At 59.0% G+C, this 17,363-nt stretch carries 20 protein-coding genes and 1 other RNA gene; 4 read left to right on the top strand and 17 right to left on the bottom strand.

Features of this window, described 5'->3' with window-relative positions; all coding sequences use genetic code 11:
- The first annotated feature begins 251 nt into the window (after positions 1-251).
- Both KBA32_RS12355 and ssrA read left to right on the top strand, forming a co-directional pair.
- Complete coding sequence (locus tag KBA32_RS12355; protein WP_294359336.1) at positions 252-1,457, top strand: ISL3 family transposase; 1,206 nt, start codon at positions 252-254, stop codon at positions 1,455-1,457.
- Positions 1,458-1,463: 6 nt separating this feature from the next.
- Positions 1,464-1,802: a transfer-messenger RNA gene (gene ssrA, locus KBA32_RS12350) on the top strand.
- Between the two features lie 52 nt (positions 1,803-1,854).
- Here ssrA and KBA32_RS12345 read toward each other — a convergent pair.
- The 10 genes from KBA32_RS12345 to KBA32_RS12300 all read right to left on the bottom strand — a co-directional run bounded on the left by KBA32_RS12345 (position 1,855) and on the right by KBA32_RS12300 (position 10,893).
- Positions 1,855-2,475, bottom strand: coding sequence for a CoA pyrophosphatase (locus KBA32_RS12345; RefSeq protein WP_294359334.1), 621 nt, complete (start codon positions 2,473-2,475; stop codon positions 1,855-1,857).
- A gap of 4 nt (positions 2,476-2,479) precedes the next feature.
- The gene (locus KBA32_RS12340; protein ID WP_294359332.1) at positions 2,480-2,743 is read right to left on the bottom strand and encodes a hypothetical protein; all 264 of its coding nucleotides are present in this window, start codon (positions 2,741-2,743) and stop codon (positions 2,480-2,482) included.
- Positions 2,744-2,752: 9 nt separating this feature from the next.
- Positions 2,753-3,409 carry a TIGR02281 family clan AA aspartic protease gene (locus KBA32_RS12335; RefSeq protein ID WP_294359330.1) on the bottom strand — a complete coding sequence of 219 codons (657 nt, stop codon included), beginning with the start codon at positions 3,407-3,409 and terminating at the stop codon, positions 2,753-2,755.
- A 249-nt stretch (positions 3,410-3,658) separates the two neighbouring features.
- On the bottom strand, positions 3,659-4,366 hold the full coding sequence (gene rquA, locus KBA32_RS12330; RefSeq protein ID WP_294359328.1) for a rhodoquinone biosynthesis methyltransferase RquA: 708 nt from the start codon (positions 4,364-4,366) through the stop codon (positions 3,659-3,661).
- A gap of 278 nt (positions 4,367-4,644) precedes the next feature.
- Positions 4,645-7,656: a DEAD/DEAH box helicase gene (locus KBA32_RS12325; RefSeq protein WP_294359326.1), complete on the bottom strand. Its 3,012-nt coding sequence runs from the start codon at positions 7,654-7,656 to the stop codon at positions 4,645-4,647.
- A gap of 48 nt (positions 7,657-7,704) precedes the next feature.
- Entirely contained in the window at positions 7,705-8,199 is a 495-nt protein-coding gene (locus KBA32_RS12320) for a YajQ family cyclic di-GMP-binding protein (RefSeq protein WP_294359325.1), read from the bottom strand.
- Between the two features lie 14 nt (positions 8,200-8,213).
- Positions 8,214-8,525: a pyrimidine/purine nucleoside phosphorylase gene (locus KBA32_RS12315; RefSeq protein WP_294359323.1), complete on the bottom strand. Its 312-nt coding sequence runs from the start codon at positions 8,523-8,525 to the stop codon at positions 8,214-8,216.
- Between the two features lies 1 nt (position 8,526).
- On the bottom strand, positions 8,527-8,697 hold the full coding sequence (locus tag KBA32_RS12310) for a DUF2788 domain-containing protein (protein ID WP_294359321.1): 171 nt from the start codon (positions 8,695-8,697) through the stop codon (positions 8,527-8,529).
- Positions 8,698-8,772: 75 nt separating this feature from the next.
- The gene (argF, locus tag KBA32_RS12305) at positions 8,773-9,708 is read right to left on the bottom strand and encodes an ornithine carbamoyltransferase (RefSeq protein ID WP_294359319.1); all 936 of its coding nucleotides are present in this window, start codon (positions 9,706-9,708) and stop codon (positions 8,773-8,775) included.
- Positions 9,709-9,720: 12 nt separating this feature from the next.
- Positions 9,721-10,893: an aspartate aminotransferase family protein gene (locus tag KBA32_RS12300; RefSeq protein WP_294359317.1), complete on the bottom strand. Its 1,173-nt coding sequence runs from the start codon at positions 10,891-10,893 to the stop codon at positions 9,721-9,723.
- A gap of 278 nt (positions 10,894-11,171) precedes the next feature.
- Between KBA32_RS12300 and KBA32_RS12295 the strand changes: the two genes are divergently transcribed.
- Positions 11,172-11,465: a DUF3579 domain-containing protein gene (locus KBA32_RS12295; protein WP_294359315.1), complete on the top strand. Its 294-nt coding sequence runs from the start codon at positions 11,172-11,174 to the stop codon at positions 11,463-11,465.
- 80 nt (positions 11,466-11,545) lie between these two features.
- Here the strand turns inward: KBA32_RS12295 and rpsT are convergent, their stop codons facing one another.
- A complete protein-coding gene (gene rpsT, locus KBA32_RS12290; protein WP_294359314.1) occupies positions 11,546-11,812 on the bottom strand; it encodes a 30S ribosomal protein S20 in 267 nt (88 codons plus the stop codon).
- Positions 11,813-11,981: 169 nt separating this feature from the next.
- Here rpsT and murJ point away from each other — a divergent pair, with 169 nt between their 5' ends.
- Entirely contained in the window at positions 11,982-13,520 is a 1,539-nt protein-coding gene (gene murJ / locus KBA32_RS12285) for a murein biosynthesis integral membrane protein MurJ (RefSeq protein WP_294359312.1), read from the top strand.
- A gap of 64 nt (positions 13,521-13,584) precedes the next feature.
- On the opposite strand, the gene adk is transcribed toward murJ, so the two are convergent.
- The 6 genes from adk to KBA32_RS12255 form a co-directional block, all read right to left on the bottom strand.
- Positions 13,585-14,238, bottom strand: coding sequence for an adenylate kinase (gene adk, locus KBA32_RS12280; RefSeq protein ID WP_294359311.1), 654 nt, complete (start codon positions 14,236-14,238; stop codon positions 13,585-13,587).
- 118 nt (positions 14,239-14,356) lie between these two features.
- Entirely contained in the window at positions 14,357-15,133 is a 777-nt protein-coding gene (gene kdsB, locus KBA32_RS12275; RefSeq protein ID WP_294359309.1) for a 3-deoxy-manno-octulosonate cytidylyltransferase, read from the bottom strand.
- A gap of 15 nt (positions 15,134-15,148) precedes the next feature.
- Entirely contained in the window at positions 15,149-15,325 is a 177-nt protein-coding gene (locus KBA32_RS12270) for a Trm112 family protein (RefSeq protein ID WP_294359307.1), read from the bottom strand.
- Positions 15,306-16,349, bottom strand: a complete 1,044-nt coding sequence (lpxK, locus tag KBA32_RS12265) for a tetraacyldisaccharide 4'-kinase (RefSeq protein ID WP_294359305.1) — start codon at positions 16,347-16,349, stop codon at positions 15,306-15,308. The genes KBA32_RS12270 and lpxK overlap by 20 nt, the downstream gene beginning before the upstream one ends.
- A 20-nt stretch (positions 16,350-16,369) precedes the next feature.
- Complete coding sequence (locus tag KBA32_RS12260) at positions 16,370-16,786, bottom strand: biopolymer transporter ExbD (protein ID WP_294359302.1); 417 nt, start codon at positions 16,784-16,786, stop codon at positions 16,370-16,372.
- Between the two features lie 10 nt (positions 16,787-16,796).
- A partial coding sequence (locus KBA32_RS12255) for a MotA/TolQ/ExbB proton channel family protein (RefSeq protein WP_294359300.1) occupies positions 16,797-17,363 on the bottom strand: 567 nt, incomplete at its 5' end.

Genomic DNA, 17,363 nt, shown 5'->3' with positions numbered 1-17,363 from the left:
AACAGGGCCAACTCGCCCCAGGCTGTGACCTCTCGATTGCTGAAACTGACCGAAAACCCATCCCCTTGTAGCACCGACCCCGCCATGATCATCACCTATCCTAATGATCCACAATGGCTTTCTCTAATGGTATCCATTGAACAGACATCGCCCCTGCGCCGCCACCAGCAAGGATCATAACTTGCCTCAAAATCACGAAAAATGGCTAATGGATTAGCTGGGTTCAATCATCCCCGCCTCCGCCATGTTGAATGGCTATGTCGGCCCTCTCATTCTGGGAAGGGCACGTTGTTGAGTCTTGCAGTGAGCAAACGGATGGCTCACTACTGATACGGCTCTTTGAATCTCCCGATACATCTGCGATCTGCGGGCACTGCCAGGCGCCCTGCGTTCTGGTCCATGAACGCAGCCGGCGTCGAATACGGGAATGCGACATTCTGGGCCGGCGCGTCTGGCTGGACGTATCGGTCCGGCGGATGGATTGCCATCACTGCGGTGCTCGGGCGACCGAGCGGATTGCCTGGCTCGATCGACACGCCCGAATCACGCGACGCTTGCGCGCCTGGATTGAAGCCTTGGTGCAACTCCTGCCGATTGCCCATGTCACCCAACTGACTGGGTTGCACTGGCATAGCATCAAGCAGATCGACCTTGCCCGGTTGCAGGCAAAGTACGGCGCCTTCGAAGGACGCGATGTCCGCCGCCTGGTCATGGATGAGTTCGCCCTGCACAAGGGGCACCGCTACGCCACGGTGGTGATGGATGCCAGAACCCTGCGTGTCCTATGGGTCGGAAAAGGCAATAGCCGGGAGGACATCCGCCCCTTCTTCAAGGCGCTCGGGCCGGAGGGCTGCAAGCGGATCGAAGCGGTCGCCATGGACATGAATACCGCGTTCGATCTTGAAGTGCAGAAACATTGTCCGCAGGCCGAGGTGGTCTATGACCTCTTCCATGTCGTGGCCCGATTTGGGCGTGACGTCGTTGATCGGGTCCGGGTCGATCAGGCGAACGAACTCAAGAAGGAGCCGAAAGCACGCCATGTCGTCAAGCGCAGCCGCTGGCTGCTCCTGCGCAACCGGGACAATCTGGATGAAGGACAGGCGGTCAAGCTCGATGAACTACTGGCCGCCAATGAACCGCTGGCCAAGGTTTATCTGCTCAAGACCGCGTTGAAGGAACTGTGGTTTGCGCCGGATATCCGTGAAGGGCGGAGACGCTGGCGAAGTTGGTTTCACATGGCCATCGATAGCGGGCTGGCGCCCGCCATTCAGTTCGCCAAGCGATTGCGCAAATACCTGCGCGGCATCCTTGCCTCCGCCATCTTTCCGATGAACACGAGCATCCTCGAAGGCGTCAATAACATGATCAAGGTCATCAAACGAACCGCCTATGGTTTCCGCGACGCAGCTTATTTCTTTCTGAAGATCAAGGCTGCGTTCCCCGGTAAGGTGCGATGAATTTTTTTTGGCGAGGATCTTGAATACTGAAGGTTGCACCCTCATACTGTGCGTATGGTTGTAATTCCGGCGATCTGGCGGCGTTCTGGACGCGGGTTCGATTCCCGCCACCTCCACCTAAGCTCACCGAAGCATCAAGCGGATCGTGTGCTTAGGTGGGGGTGTACCGGTTTCGACAGGGCGAACAAAGGAAAGCAGGCAACTCGTCAGGCGATCGACGTTAATGAAGCAAATCTCTAAACGCCAACGATGAGCGTTTCGCACTGGCCGCTTAAGGCCTATGCCGAGGCTGCTTGAGCCTTGTTACCAAAGAAAAGCCGGTGGGGACTTCGGTCCCCATCGTCACATCTGCGACCGTTGTTCACGAGAAATCACAGGCCGGCACGTGCAGCAGAAGTTACCGTAGAGAAAGAAGCCGCGCGAGGCCGAGAATGATGCCTGCCGTCGCGCCCCAAATGTAGCGATCGCCGTATGGCACGGCATAGAAGTCACGCTGCCGTCCCTCAAACTGCATGGTGCAGCGCTGATGATTCGCCGAGTCAAGGAGGAACGACAGCGGCACTTCAAAGACGTCAGCCACCTCACCCGGATCTGGGCGGAGATCAACCGGCGGCTTCACAATCGCGACGACCGGTGTCACGCAAAATCCCGTTACCGTGCGGTAAACGGGGAGATAGCCCACCACCTCCACGCGTGCCGGATCTAGACCGACCTCCTCTTCGGCCTCCCGCAGGGCCGTAGCGGCCGGCGACATGTCCTGCGGCTCTACGCGGCCACCGGGAAAGCTGATCTGCCCCGGATGATCCTTGAGGTCAGGATTCCGCTGCGTAAGCAGCACCGATGGCTCGTTGTCGCGCAACACAATGGAGAAAAGCACGGCTGCGGGAATCAGGTCCTCGCCGTCGCCGCAATCCTCGACCAGGTAAACGGACGCAGGCGAGGGCACCGACGAAAGCACCGTCCGCAGGCGCTCGAATCCAGGAAAAAAACCAGCTGCCGCCTCGGTTTGCACGCCCATGCAGTTACTTCCCTCCGACAGCCTGCTCTTCTTCGATTTCGGCGCGCACTGCATTCAGGGCGTCCTGCAGCGTTTCTTCTGGCAATGAGTTGATTGACGTCGCTAGCAGATCGGCTGATTCGACTGCGCCAACGGGCAAATGCTTGCTGTTCAGGCTGGCGATGAGCGCAGCACCTGATCCCACAACGCGAAGCAACGTTTGCCGCTCAGTCATCAGCATCTCAAGTTCGCGGCGTAGCATGGCAATTTCCTGGTCGCGATGCGGCATTTGAATCTCCTAGTAGCGTTTCTTCAGCGTCATGGTATCCCCGTCACGCTGCATTTCCATCCGGTTCAAAAAACTCATCCCCAACAGTGCAAACGGCATATCCTGCTGATGCACGAGCGCGTCGACATTATTCATCGTAATTTCGCCGACGCGCAGGTTGTCCAACTTCACACGCGTCACAACGGCCTGACCATTCGCCGTACTGGTGATTGCCTGCTCACCTTTGCTTGCGTCGATGCCAATCCGGCGCGCATCACTTGCCCCAAGCGAAACCATCGAAGCCCCCGTATCGACGAGAAACCGGACAGTTGTTCCGTTGATGTTTCCCGACGTCAAGAAGTGCCCGGCAGAATCAGCCGTTAAGACAACCTTCTGCGAACCACCGGTTGACGGCTGCGCGGCGACATTCTGCCCGACGCGCAGCACACGCTTCTTTCCGCCCACTTCCAGGGTGGCCGTTTCACCGTCGGTGGAGACGACTCTTACACCTTCCGGGGTTGTAACACCTGCGGCAACTATCCGGGGCGGCCCACCGCTGATAGTCAATAATGCCTTTCCGGGAAACAATCCCGCCAACCCGACATCAACCGCGTGCACCAGTGGCGCCGCCAGGACTAGGTAGAGGCCGACAGCAAGCGAAAAACGGCATGCGCTTGGCAGAGCCACGCAAACACGTCTGACTTGCTTGATAATTAAACCCGATGCCATATCTCGCCATAAGAAAACCTGGGTATCGGCCTATTCTGCCACATTCCTGCGGCCACACCCGAGGCGACGTCTGTCGATGCAGCAGCGTGCCAACACTTGCAGGAAGCTGCTGAAAAATACTTCGGGCGACTGACGAAGGGGATAGGCACGAAATAACAAGGGCAGCCAGCAGGCTGCCCCCGAATGCACTACCGTGCAAGTCCGAAGTTACTTGTGCTCAACGACAACGCATTGGTAAACACCGCCGAAGAAAGTCTTCTTGCGCCAGACGAACTTGCTGGCCTTGGCTGCGTAGTGCTGGATCTCGTTCTTCCACAGCGTTTCGGCGAACGGCTCAAGGTAGTGATTGACCACTTTCAGGATGTAGCGGATCGGCTGCCATTTCGCCGGATTGTGGTAGTCGACGAAAACCGCCTTGCTCCCCTTCGGCAGTTTGTTCAGCATGTGATTGACGATCTCGTACTTCTTTTCTTCCGGCACTTCGTGCAGGAGGAAGAAACTGCAGATAAGGTCGTATTTGGTTTTGTCCTCACCGGCAAAGCTGGCCGCATCGCTGCGAATAACCTTGGTCCATTCCATGCCGCCGAGTTTGCGTTGCCCGTGCTCGATCTGGATCGGGGTAACATCAGTCAGGTGGAAGGCGCCTTTCGGCCCCACTTTCTGCGCCGCCCGCGTGACCAGGTCACCATAGACGTGTGCCAGTTGCCAGACACGCATACCCGGCTTGATCTCGTTCAGGTAAGCGCGCATCAGACGCTGGTCATTCAGGAAGAGAAGTACGCGCACGACCCAGTTGTGATCGAGCGCACGCACCCACTTCGGATCGACATACGCCCAGTCGTACACTTCGGTCATGTACGCGGGAACGCCATCGTAATAGGGGTCAATGGCAAGCGACGAGTGGTTCTTGGTCATTTCTCGATCCTGTAAAGTCAAAAATCTGGAGCAATCGGCAAATAACCAGGCACCAACAAGGCAAGGCACGCCGAACTCGCATAGCGCGAAAATCGGAAATTATCCCCGACCCCGGCGTCTCGGTCAAACAGTTAAAGCTGATAAGCCGATCAAAAAACCCCTTTTGTTTCATGGCATTTACCGTGCCAAAGTCGATCTTATCGATTCCGCATTACCCAAACGCCATAGCAAGGATCGGCAATGACAGACGCCATACTGCCGGAAGCTTCGTCAGTCGTTCAGGCAGGCAACGGCGAGAAAAGCGCAGCCAGATCATCGACGCCGAACTTCAGATCCACATCGCGATCCGCGGTCAGGATTCCCGCTGCCAGATCGGATTTCCGCTCCTGCAGGGAGAGAATTTTCTCTTCGATGCTGCCGGCGATGATGAGCTTGTAGACGAAGACTGGCTTGTCCTGACCGAGACGATGCGCACGATCGGTGGCCTGGTTCTCCACCGCCGGATTCCACCAGGGATCGTAATGAATGACCGTATCCGCCGCAGTAAGGTTGAGGCCGATACCGCCCGCCTTCAGGCTGATGAGGAAAATGGGAACTTCGCCGGCCTGGAAGCGACGCACCGGTGTTTCGCGGTCAACGGTATCGCCGGTCAGGATGACGTAATCGAGCCCGGCCCGCTTCAGCTCCTCTTCGATCAGGGCAAGCATGCTCGTGAACTGCGAAAAGATGAGAATGCGCCGTCCCTCGTCAACCTGTTCCGGCAGCATGGTCATCAGCAGTTCGAGTTTGGCGCGCTCCTTGACCCGCTGCGCCGAGTGCGCCTTGACCAAGCGCGGATCGCAGCAAACCTGTCGCAACTTGAGCAACGCGTCGAGAATGAGGATCTGGCTGCGACCGAAGCCCTTGCTTGCGACTTCTTCACGCACCATCGCGTCCATCGCCGCACGGACCGTTTCGTAAAGATCGCGCTGACCACCACCGAGCTCGACCTTGCGCACGATGATCGTCTTTGGCGGCAATTCGCGCGCGACTTCCTCCTTCTTGCGGCGCAGGATGAACGGGCGAATCCTTCGCGCCAGCAAATCGCGCCGCGGCAAGTCACCCTGTTTTTCGATCGGCCCACGCCAATACTTGGCGAAAGCGTTGCTGTCGCCAAGGAAGCCCGGCAGCAGGAAATCGAACTGGCTCCACAACTCGCCCAAGTGGTTCTCCAGCGGCGTCCCGGTCAGACACAGACGGTGCCGTGCATCGATCTTGCGCACCACTTCCGCACCCTGACTGCGCGCATTTTTGACCGTCTGCGCTTCATCGAGGATCAACAGGTGGTAGCTGTGTTTGGTCAGCTCGCGCGCATCGCGCCACAGCAACGGATACGTCGTCAGGACGACGTCGTGCGCTGGGATCTCGGCAAACCGCCCTTTTCTCTCGGCGCCGTGAAGCGAAAGGACTGACAAACTCGGCGCAAAGCGTGCCGCCTCGTTCTTCCAGTTGAAAATGAGCGACGTCGGCAAGACGATCAAGGCCGGCCGGTCGAGCCGCCCGCTCTCCTTTTCGACCAGAAGATGGGCGAGCGCCTGTGCCGTCTTGCCCAGGCCCATGTCGTCGGCCAGGATGCCGGACAGATTCTGCGCACGCAGGAACTGCAGCCAGGCCAGTCCCTCGCGTTGATAGGAACGCAACTCGAGCCCCAGGCCGGCCGGCGCTTCGATTTGACTGATCCCCTGTGCCGCCGACAATTGGTCAGCCAGCGCGAAGACATCGCCTTGCCCGCGGAACTGCCAGCGACTTCGGTCGTTCAGTTCGGCAAGCCGCGGCGCGTCGAAACGCGAAAGACGAAGGGTTTGGCCCTCGGAGAAGCCGTCGAACAGATCGATCAAGGTCGCCGCCAGCGGCTTCAGGCGGCCGGCCTGTACCCGAATGCGCTGATTGGCCGGTGTTTTGAGCTCGATCGCCTCGTCGTCGGCGATCTGGCGCAGCAGGACGAGATCGAGCCAGCGTGAATCCCTGCGGAAAAGCGCAGCCAGAAGCGGCGCCAACGGCAAACGTTCGCCATCGACGATGATGCCCATGTCCAGGTCGAACCAGCCGTTGTCGGCTTCGATGAGCTCGGCATCCCAGGCATCGACTTCGAGCATGAAATGCCGAAAATCGTCATCGAACTCGACCTGCCACCCCGCGTCGCGCAGGCGCGGCAGCGCCGCCTGCATGAAGGTGCTCCAGCTGGCCTCGTCGGTCAGACCGTAAGCACTGTCGGGAGGACTGCCAAAGGTGTGCAGAACACTCGCTGGAATCTTCTCCATTCCTTCGGCAAGCAGGCTCTGCATCAGCCTCGACTCGAGATCGAGACGACGCGCGATACGCACCGTCTCGCCATCGGCGAGCATGCAAAAGTCACGCGGGTCGTCAGGCTTGACGTCGGCGTCCTGGTAGCGGAAAACGGGCAACGCAATATCGAATTCGCCGCCGGCATAGCTTAGCGAGTAATCGCGCCAGCTTCTGTTGCCGTGCGTGTTGATCGTCTGCAGACGTAGCACCGGCACCGGGGCGACGTCGATACAGCGCAAACGGACGTAAGCATCTTCGGTCGGAACAGGCAATTCGGGCGCCGACTCACTCAGCGCCTTGGCCACCACGCGCGCTTCCTTCGCGGACAGCGGCGGGAGGGATAACAGCTGCGCGATCGTCGCGGGGGTTCCCGGGACGATCAGCTGCCCGACGGTGCCTTCGCTCAAGTCGACGAACCAGGGCTGCGCAAAAGGCAGAACGAGCGTCGCGTCTGGAACCGCTCTGAAGGACGCCCGCTGCCGCCCATTCGTATCGACCTGCCATGCGATGCGCCCAGGGCGCGAATCCGCAACAGCCAACGGCGAAAAGTCATTCGCCGCGTACAGTCGTCCCGTTTGCGCCATCCGGCCGATGCACTCGGCGCCATGCATCGGTCCCAGGCCGAACGCACGCAGCCCACTGTCGAATGAACGTTCGGCCCAAAGCAGGCCGAGTATGGCGACGTCGTCCTCGGTCGCGAAAGGCGGGGGCTTGATCAGCGATCGGTCGATCGACCACCACTCCTCGGCGTTTTCCCGCTCGCGCCCGCGCAGTACGGTTACCCCGAAACCACGCGCATCCGCCGTCCAGTGCAGAACGTAGTAGATCTGATTCCGAAGACCCGAGGACTTGCCGGATTTCTTGCTGACCGCCATCGATACGCGGCGCAACTCACCGATCCAGGAAAGCACCGCCGGCTCATGACTCTCCTGCGGCTCCACCTCTTCAACAACCTTGGACGACATTTGCACTAGAACACACCCGGAAGCCAGGCGTCCGGTTTTGCACGGACATCAATCGCGAAAATTTCCGTACTTGATCGGGAAATCGATAATGGCCTTGGTAACCGCAGCGATGCAAGCCTGCAGCTCGTCACGCTTGGCACCGCTCACGCGCACGGTATCACCCTGGATGGAAGCCTGGACCTTGAGCTTCGAATCCTTGATCAACTTGACGATCTTCTTCGCCAGCTCGGATTCAATCCCGATCTTGATCTTCAATTCCTGCTTGACCTTGTTGCCGGAAACCTTCTGGACCGCCTGATGATCAAGACGTTTGACGCTTTCCTTCTCCTTCTTCTCCATCGCAGGGAAGAGCAGATCCTTGATCTGATCCAGCTGAAAATCGGAATCGCCAGACAGCGTGATGACCTTATCCTTTTCGTTGAGCTCGACCTTTGCCGAAGTCCCCTTGAAATCGTAGCGGGCATCGATCTGGCGGCTCACGACGTCGATCGCGTTTTTCAATGCGACAAGGTCGGCTTCCGAAGAAAAATCAAAAGAAGGCATGACTGATCCCGCTATCAGGCGAAATGACAAACGTAGTGGTAAGGCTCGTCGCAGGCAATCTCAAACGACGAGTTGCCCGGAACGTTGAAGGACTCGCCGGCAGAGTACGTCTTCCAGTCAGCCTCATCCTTCAGGCGGACGCGGCACGAACCGCCGACGCCTTCCATGATCTCCGGCGCGCCGGTATTGAAAGTGAGCGACGCGGGCAGAATGACGCCAACGGTCTTTTTCACGCCGTCGGCCATGACAACGCTGTGGCTGACGCACTTGCCGTCGAAATAGACATTGGCCTTCTTGACGACGCTCACGTTATCGAATTGAGACATTTCACATTCCCCACAGTTTTTGAATGATCATCTTGGCAACGAATCCAACCATGCCAAGCGCCAAGACGAAAAAAAGGACGGCCGTTCCACCCCGCCCTGCCTTCGATTTCCACGCCAGTTCGGCGATGATGAAGAGCATGAAAAGCATGAACGCGGAAATGCCGAAGGTCATGCCGAAACTGGCAACCTGCTCCTCAGACCAGCCCGCCATCAGCCTTCAATCCCGCTTGCGAACACGACACGAACATCAGGGATTAACGCGCCCCAGGACAAGGTACTCCATCAACGCCTTCTGCACGTGCAGACGATTCTCCGCTTCCTCCCAGACTTCGCTTTGCGGCCCGTCGATGACTTTGGCCGCCACCTCTTCACCGCGGTGTGCCGGCAAACAATGCAGGAAAATGGCATCCGGCCGCGCAACGCGCATCATCTCGGCGTCGACCTGCCAGTCGGCAAAATCGCGCAGACGTTCCTCGTTTTCCGCCTCGAAACCCATCGAAGTCCACACATCGGTGGTCACGATATCCGCGTCTTTCGCGGCGTCCATGGGATTCGCAAACTGCTTGAAGTGCCCCGTACCATGCAGACCGGCGCGCTCGCTTTCCACCTCGTAGCCAGGCGGCGTCGACACGTTAACGGTGAAATCGAGCACCTCGGCGGCCTGCAGCCACGTGTTGCACATGTTGTTCGAGTCACCGATCCACGCCACCGTCTTGCCCTGGATCGGGCCACGCTGTTCTATATAGGTATAGATGTCCGCCATGATCTGGCACGGATGGTATTCGTTCGTCAGGCCATTGATCACCGGCACGCGTGAATGCGCGGCCAGGCGTTCGACGATATCCTGCTCGAACGTGCGAATCATGATCAGGTCGCTCATCCGGGAGATGACCTGTGCCGCGTCTTCTACCGGCTCGCCGCGACCGAGTTGCGAATCACGAGTATTCAAGTAGATCGCAGCGCCGCCAAGCTGTTGCACGCCTGCCTCGAAGGAAAGGCGCGTACGCGTGCTCGCCTTTTCGAAAATCATCACCAGCGTTCTGTCGCTCAGCGGCCAGTAGCGCTTGTAGGACTTGAACTGCTCCTTGATCCAGCGCGTGCGCTCGAACAGGTAATCGTACTCGTCGCGCGAGAAGTCCTTGAATTGCAGGAAGTGCTTGACGTTCGGCTTGAGTGTGGTCATGGCCAATACCAGTCAGGAAGCAAGAAAACTACGGATCAACTCGGACAGTCGCGCCACGAGTTCGCGCCCTTCGTCCGCACTGAAGGTCAAGGCCGGCAGCAAACGCACCACCTTGTCGGCGGTCACGTTGATCAACAAGCCCGCATCGAGAGCCAGCGCAACCAGTTGGCCGCAGGGGCGATCGAGCTCGATACCGATCATCAACCCCTGACCTCGGATGTCGACGACGCCCGCCTGTCCGGAAAGCGCCTTTGCCAACTCATTCCTGATCAGTGCACCGACGGCTTCGGCGTTGGCGATCAATTGCTCCCGCTCAACGACTTCGATCGTCGTCAAAGCCGCCGTCGTCGCAAGTTGATTCCCGCCAAAGGTCGAGCCGTGATTGCCGGGCTTGAACAAACCCGCCGCCTTCCCGGTTGTCAGGCAGGCGCCAATCGGCACCCCGCCGCCCAGGCCTTTGGCCAAAGTTACGACATCCGGTTGAATCCCGGCATGTTGAAAGCCGAACCAGGTTCCCGTGCGTCCCATGCCGCACTGCACTTCGTCGCAGATCAGCAACCAGCCATTTTCGTCGCAGAGTTGTCGCAGCGCGCGCTGGTAGTCAAGGTCAGCGATGTTGATGCCGCCCTCGCCCTGAACGATCTCGAGCATGACGGCAACAACGCTCTTGTTATGCTCGGCGATCGCCCGGATGGCAGCCAGATCGTTGTAAGGCACCCGCACGAAACCCGAAACGAGCGGCTCGAAACCGGCCTGCGTCTTGCGATTCCCGGTAGCCGAAAGGGTCGCCATGGTGCGGCCGTGAAAAGCCTTTTCCATGACGATGATGGCCGGGCTGTCGACACCCTGCTGATGCCCGTAAAAACGCGACAGCTTGATCGCCGCTTCATTGGCCTCGCACCCGGAGTTGCAGAAGAACACTTCGTCCATTCCGGCCAGGGTCGTCAGCTTGTCAGCCAGCGACTCCTGTTGCGGCATGCGGTACAGATTCGACGTATGCAACAATCGCCCTGCCTGCGCGGCGATGGCGGCAACCAGCTCCGGGTGGTTATGCCCCAACGTGGAAACGGCAATTCCCGACAATGCGTCGAGGTAGATACGACCTTCGGTATCGGTTACCCAGCTGCCGTCACCGTGGCTGAAAGCAACGGGCAAACGCGCGTAGGTATTCATTACATGAGACATAGCCAACCCCTTGATGAGGCCCTTAAATTGAAACGGCGGCTAACGCCGCCGAGAAATAACGCGAACATCGACACTCGCTCAGTGCCCGTACAACAAACCGGACACGGTTGCAACAAGGGGAAGAATTCTAGGTGAAAACAATGGGCTTGTACATACGCTCAACGGCAACGGCAAAGCAAACGGCCGCCAGACGAAACAGGTGCTTCTGATAGAATCCACCACTCTCTCACCGCATGCCGGGCTATCCAGCCCGAACGCCTACAAGCACAAAGGGGCTTATGCGCTTCCCGACCGACACTTCGTTCGTCATTATTGGCGTGACATCGGATGGCAGAAGGTTCCGACCAAGCGACTGGGCCGAAAGACTCTGTGGTGTTCTTTCGGCGTTCGGCGCAGAAAAGAAGATGGCCTACTCGCCCTATGTCACGCCGGGGCATAGCGAGGGCGAAAAGGCGGTGTTTGTCGACCGCAAACTGTACACGCTTGAACCAATGGCTTACCGGTTCGTCGTCAATTTTGCACAAGACAACAACCTGAAGCTGATAGCACACGCCTCAGCCCAAAACGCATGACCAGCAAACCGACAAGCACCTGGAAGCAAAAACGGCGTCCGAAGACGCCGTTTTTCATTCTGCTCCCGGAACCGCGCGTATCAGGCAGCAATTGCCTTGATCTGGGCCGACAGGCGGCTCTTGTGGCGCGAAGCCTTGTTCTTGTGAACGATCTTCTTGTCGGCAATACGGTCGATCACCGAAACGGATTCCTGGAAAATGCTTTGAGCAGCAGCCTTGTCGCCAGCGACAATCGCCTTCTGGACACGCTTGACAGCCGTACGCAGGGTGGAACGCAGACTGTTATTGTGGGCGCGTTGCTTGACAGCTTGGCGGGCACGCTTGCGGGCTTGTGCGCTGTTGGCCATAAGAGTTGATCCCTAAAATAGCTGATGGGTTAATCGAAAACGCGAAATTGTACAGACGAGCTTCCGCGAACGCAAGAAGTTCTCGAAGATTTTACGCCACACCGTCACGGCACTGAAGCAAGGGGCTAAGATGTCGCGCTTTCTTCAGTAGTGCGACAGACCCCAACGAATGAATCTGCTCAAAGCCCTCGTTACCGTAAGCGGCATGACACTGCTCTCCCGCGTCCTCGGATTCGTTCGCGACTTCGTTATCGCCCGAGCATTCGGTGCAGGCATGATGACCGATGCTTTTTTCGTCGCTTTCAAGCTTCCCAACCTGTTGCGACGCATGTTTGCCGAAGGCGCCTTTTCGCAAGCTTTCGTACCGATTCTGGGCGAATACAAAAACAAACGTGGTGAAGCGGAAACCAAACGCCTCGTTGACCATGTCGCCTCGCTGCTGTCGCTGACACTCATCCTCATAACCCTGGTCGGCATGGTTGCCGCCCCCTACGTTGTCTACGTCTCCGCTCCGGGATTTTCTGCCGACGCCGGAAAATTCGCGCTGACCGTCGAACTGACCCGCATCACGTTTCCCTACATCTTCTTCATGTCGCTCGTCGCGCTGGCCGGCGGCATTCTGAACACATGGAGCCGCTTCGCGATCCCGGCCTTCACTCCCGTTCTTCTCAATCTGACATTCATCGCCATGGCATTGTTCGCTGCGCCATGGTTCGACCCTCCCGTACTGGCGCTGGGCTGGGCGGTCTTTGCCGGGGGTGCGCTCCAGCTGGCTTTCCAGATCCCCTATCTGCGGCGCGTGAATATGCTCCCCCGCTTTTCGCTCAATTGGAAAGACGAGGGTGTTAGGCGCATCCTCAAGCTGATGGCTCCGGCCGTTCTGGGCGTGTCGATCGCACAGATCAGCCTGCTGATCAACACCGTGTTCGCATCGTTCCTCGACACCGGCAGCGTATCCTGGCTGTACTACGCCGACCGCCTGATGGAGTTCCCCTCAGGCATGCTCGGCGCAGCACTCGGCACCATCCTCCTGCCGTCGCTCGCCAAATGCCATGCAGCAGAGCGATATGACGAGTATTCGAAACTGCTCGACTGGGGGCTGCGCCTGACGCTGCTGCTTGCAGCTCCGGCAGCGCTCGCGCTTGCCATCATCGCGGTCCCGTTGATCTCGACGCTCTTTCACCACGGCGCATTCTCGGCCAACGACGTATTGATGACGCGCGATGCCCTTATCGCCTACAGCGTCGGGCTGCTCGGCCTGATCCTGGTGAAAGTGCTGGCACCCGGTTTTTATGCGCGCCAGAATGTTCGCACCCCGGTCAAGATCGCCGTTGTCACGCTTGCCACCACGCAGTTGCTCAACCTGGCGCTGATCGGCTGGCTGAGACACGCGGGGCTCGCTCTTTCGATCGGACTCGCGGCTTGCCTCAATGCCGCGCTGCTCTATCGCGGCTTGCGCAGGCACGGCATCTACACCCCGCAACCCGGCTGGCCGGTCTTTATCGTAAAACTGGCGGTAGCGATGCTGATGATGGGCGGCGCGTTATGGTTATCGACGGGAGACGCAGCCGACTGGATGCGCTGGTCGCTGGCTGAACGACTGATTCGCCTGTCAGCGGTCGTTGCGCTTGGTGCCGTGGCGTATTTTTGTACGCTCTGGATGACCGGCTTCCGTTTGAAGGACTTCAAACGACGGGCAAGTGAATAGGCCGGCCAAGCAAAACGCCCATCCAGGTTCGCGAGTCACCTGGATGGGCGTTTTCATTTCTTGATCAACTCAATGCATCGAATGCGGCCTGCCTGATCCGATCAACGCTACCGATGCCGGGTATCTTCCGGCATTTGGGCGCATTGCCGTCGCCCGTCGCCGACCAGGTCTCGTAGTACTCGATCAAGGGCTGCGTCTGCGAGTGGTAGATCTTCAGGCGATTCTTGACCGTGTCTTCCTGGTCGTCATCACGCTGGATGAGTTCCTCGCCGGTGACATCGTCTCTCCCCTCGACCTTCGGCGGATTGAACCTGACGTGGTAGGTTCGTCCGGATGCCAGATGCACGCGGCGCCCGCCCATGCGCTCGATGATTTCGGAATCGGCAACATCGATCTCGAGCACGAAATCGATCGCCACGCCGGCCGCTTTCATGGCCTCGGCCTGCGGGATCGTGCGCGGAAAACCGTCGAACAAGTACCCCTTCTTGCAGTCGTCGCCGAGCAGGCGCTCCTTGACCAAGGCGATGATGATCTCGTCGGAAACGAGACAACCCAGATCCATCACCTTCTTGGCCTCGATCCCGAGCGGCGTGCCGGCCTTGATCGCGGCACGCAGCATATCCCCGGTGGAAATCTGCGGAATACCGTACTTTTCGCAAATGAACGACGCCTGAGTACCCTTCCCGGCACCCGGTGGACCGAGCAGAATCAGTTTCATGTTATCTCCCAAGATTAGACGCAAACAAAGAAATCAGGCCGAACGACACCACGCCGCTACTGAACCAGGCATTGCCATCTCTCGAACAAGCTGCAACCGGACGATCTCGACGCCGCACTCACTGCGAACGCGCAAATACATCCTGCATTCTTTTGGCATCCTCCGGCGTATCGACGCCGGGGACTGGCAGATGATCGGAAACGACAACGCCGATACGGAAACCATTCCACATCGCTCGCAATTGCTCCAGTGCCTCGATACTTTCGAGCGGCGACGGCGGCAGCTGAGAATACGCGCGCAGGAAGCGGGCGCGATAGGCATAAAGGCCGACATGACGGAAAGCCGCCATTCCGGCGGGCAGCGTCTTTCTTGCAGGGTCTTGCGCAAAATGATCACGCGCATAGGGAATCGGCGCGCGGGAGAAATACATCGCCTCGCCGTTTGCCTTGCAAACAACCTTGACGATATTCGGATTGAAAAAGTCGGCAGCATCGCCAATCGGATGTGCGACGGTCACGATGTCCACATCCGAACTTGAAAGCTTGTCCACAACCAGCGAGATCAGTTCCGGATCGATCAGAGGTTCGTCGCCCTGCACATTGACGACGATTGTTTCGTCACTCCAGCCCCGGTTTTCGACGACTTCGGCCAGACGGTCCGTGCCGCTGGGATGATCCGTCCGGGTCAACATGACAGGCAGCCCACATTGCTCGACCGCCGCAAGCACCTCGGGGTGATCCGTCGCCACCCAGATTTCATCCGCTCCGGACAAGGCGGCGCGCTCGGCGACGCGAACGACCATCGGCTTGCCGCCGAGGTTGAGCAGCGGCTTTGCCGGCAAGCGGGTCGATGCGTAACGCGCGGGGACGACGATCTTGAAATTACCGGCAGTCATGTCTGATCCGATCGACTATTCTTCGTCGGCCCGGAGTTGCCGCGCCTCTTCCTGCAGCATGATCGGAATATCGTCACGGACGGGGAAAGCCAGCTTGCAGGGTCTGCAGACGAGTTCCAGCTCAGCCTTGCGGTATTCCAGATTGGCCTTGCAGATCGGGCAGACAAGAATATCAAGCAGGCGTGCGTCCATCGAGTTTCTCCAAAATTGTACCGAGCAAGGTCTTGCCGTCGTGCGCTGCCTCGATCGTGGCGGCAACGGGCAACACCCAAGCATCATCCAGATCCATCGCGGCGCATTTTACCGCATCTTTCTCGGTCATCAGCAGCACGCCATCCCGCGCAAACGCGAGATCACCGGCTTGGTAACGATGGTGATCGGGAAAGGGATGTGCCTCAAAATCCAGTCCAAGTCGAGCGAGTTGCGCAAAGAAACGGGAAGGATCGCCGATACCGGCAATGGCGAAGAGTCGCCGCCCGCGCAAGTCGTCGGCCTGACAACGGCGCAAAGGGTCGGACAGGGCTGAGAAGCTCTGCCCCGAGAGAATCATCCGGAATTGCGGGAGCGTTGCCGCAAGCGCGAATCCCGATCGTTCTTCGCAGTTCCAGACCACGCCCGTCACCGATCGCAATCGCTGCATCGGTTCGCGCAGCGGACCAGCGGGCAGCATGCGCTGATTCCCGCCGCCGCGCCCGTCAAAAACGATCAGTTCGGCGTCGCGCTGCAAACGGTAGTGCTGCAGGCCATCGTCCGAGACGATGACATTGCACTCGGGATACGCGGCCAGCAGCGTACGGCCGGCTGCAACGCGATCGCGCCCGACGGCGACCGGCACCTGGCTGCGCCGTGCGAGCAGCAAAGGCTCGTCACCGACCACACGGGCGTCCGAATCAGCCCCGACGACCTGTTCACCTTCTCCGGCACCACCGTAACCACGACTGATAACCCCCGGCCTCCAACCGTGCGCGCGCAGTTCATCGACGAGCCAGAGGACGAGCGGCGTCTTGCCGCTTCCGCCGACCGTCAGATTGCCGACGACGACAACCGGAACCGACAACCGGAAGGAACGCATGACGCCGAACGCGTACAAGGCGCGACGGAGTTGAACAAGCCCCCGGAACAGCCAGGACAGCGGCAACAGAGGATAGAGAGAGACCGCCAGCGGCCTCTGATACCACAACCGCGGCAAGCGCTGAGCGAGATCGAGGAGACCCATCAGCCACTCGCCGGCACGGATCAGTTGGGCGATTGCGTCGCGAACGAAATGTGCGGATAACCCGCAGTCTGCGCCGCCTGCATGATGTCAACAACGCTCTGGTGCGTTGCCTTGGCGTCGGCGTTAATGACGATCACCGGGTCGGTGCGATCGCCGGCAGCGCGGCGCAGCGCCTCGCTGATCGCCTTCACCTCGGCAGCGACCAGCGGCACCTTGTCGACGAGCACCTGCCCACTCGCCGTGATCGCCACGTTGATCTCGTTCGGTTGCTCGACCTGGCTGTTTGCATCCGCGGTCGGCAGATTGATCTCGAGCCCGGAAAACCTGGAATACGTCGTCGTCAGCATCAGAAAGATGATGATGACCAACAGGACGTCGATCAGGGGAATCAGGTTGATTTCGGGTTCGTCATGGCCGCGACCGCGCTGGAAGTTCATCGCGCGCTCCTCAAGCCTTGCGTTCGCCGTGCAAAACCTCGACCAGACGAACCGCTTGCTGCTGCATCTCGAGTACCAGTCCATTGACCAGCGCGCGGAAATGGCGCCAGAAGATCATGCCCGGGATAGCGATGACCAGGCCGAAACCCGTGTTGTAGAGCGCCACCGAGATCCCATGTGCGAGTTGCTGTGGATTGGTCCCGGTTGGCGACTGCGAGCCGAAAATCTCGATCATGCCGACGACCGTACCGAGCAATCCCATCAGCGGGCTGATCGAGGCGATCGTACCGAGCGTCGTCAGATAGCGCTCAAGCTCGTGGGCGACCGCGCCGCCGACCTCTTCAATCGACTCTCGCATGATCTCGTGACTACTGCCGACGTTGCGCAGACCGGCCGCCAGAATGCGACCGAGTGGCGACTGAGCCTCGAGGTTGTTGAGCATCGCTTCGTTTACCGCACCCTGCCGGTACTCGGCAACAACGCGTTGCAGCAAACCGGCGGGAAGCACCTTGGACCGACGCAGCGCCACCAAGCGCTCGATGATCAGAGCGACGGCGATGATCGATGCAAAAAGCAG

The organism is Propionivibrio sp., from assembly GCF_017995515.1.
GTDB lineage: Bacteria > Pseudomonadota > Gammaproteobacteria > Burkholderiales > Rhodocyclaceae > Propionivibrio.
The sequence above is the reverse complement of the archived record's forward strand: the minus strand, read 5'-3'. Positions and strand labels throughout refer to the sequence as shown.

Coding starts and splice junctions, on each gene's coding strand:
- argF (WP_294359319.1), bottom strand. CDS start 9,708: ATGACCACACTCAAGCCGAACGTCAAGCACTTCCTGCAATTCAAGGAC.
- KBA32_RS12300 (WP_294359317.1), bottom strand. CDS start 10,893: ATGTCTCATGTAATGAATACCTACGCGCGTTTGCCCGTTGCTTTCAGC.
- rquA (WP_294359328.1), bottom strand. CDS start 4,366: ATGACCAAGAACCACTCGTCGCTTGCCATTGACCCCTATTACGATGGC.
- KBA32_RS12270 (WP_294359307.1), bottom strand. CDS start 15,325: ATGGACGCACGCCTGCTTGATATTCTTGTCTGCCCGATCTGCAAGGCC.
- murJ (WP_294359312.1), top strand. CDS start 11,982: ATGAATCTGCTCAAAGCCCTCGTTACCGTAAGCGGCATGACACTGCTC.
- KBA32_RS12295 (WP_294359315.1), top strand. CDS start 11,172: ATGCGCTTCCCGACCGACACTTCGTTCGTCATTATTGGCGTGACATCG.
- lpxK (WP_294359305.1), bottom strand. CDS start 16,349: ATGGGTCTCCTCGATCTCGCTCAGCGCTTGCCGCGGTTGTGGTATCAG.
- KBA32_RS12325 (WP_294359326.1), bottom strand. CDS start 7,656: ATGTCGTCCAAGGTTGTTGAAGAGGTGGAGCCGCAGGAGAGTCATGAG.
- KBA32_RS12345 (WP_294359334.1), bottom strand. CDS start 2,475: ATGGGCGTGCAAACCGAGGCGGCAGCTGGTTTTTTTCCTGGATTCGAG.
- rpsT (WP_294359314.1), bottom strand. CDS start 11,812: ATGGCCAACAGCGCACAAGCCCGCAAGCGTGCCCGCCAAGCTGTCAAG.
- KBA32_RS12260 (WP_294359302.1), bottom strand. CDS start 16,786: ATGAACTTCCAGCGCGGTCGCGGCCATGACGAACCCGAAATCAACCTG.
- KBA32_RS12340 (WP_294359332.1), bottom strand. CDS start 2,743: ATGCCGCATCGCGACCAGGAAATTGCCATGCTACGCCGCGAACTTGAG.
- KBA32_RS12355 (WP_294359336.1), top strand. CDS start 252: ATGGCTATGTCGGCCCTCTCATTCTGGGAAGGGCACGTTGTTGAGTCT.
- KBA32_RS12320 (WP_294359325.1), bottom strand. CDS start 8,199: ATGCCTTCTTTTGATTTTTCTTCGGAAGCCGACCTTGTCGCATTGAAA.
- adk (WP_294359311.1), bottom strand. CDS start 14,238: ATGAAACTGATTCTGCTCGGTCCACCGGGTGCCGGGAAGGGTACTCAG.
- KBA32_RS12310 (WP_294359321.1), bottom strand. CDS start 8,697: ATGACCTTCGGCATTTCCGCGTTCATGCTTTTCATGCTCTTCATCATC.
- KBA32_RS12315 (WP_294359323.1), bottom strand. CDS start 8,525: ATGTCTCAATTCGATAACGTGAGCGTCGTCAAGAAGGCCAATGTCTAT.
- kdsB (WP_294359309.1), bottom strand. CDS start 15,133: ATGACTGCCGGTAATTTCAAGATCGTCGTCCCCGCGCGTTACGCATCG.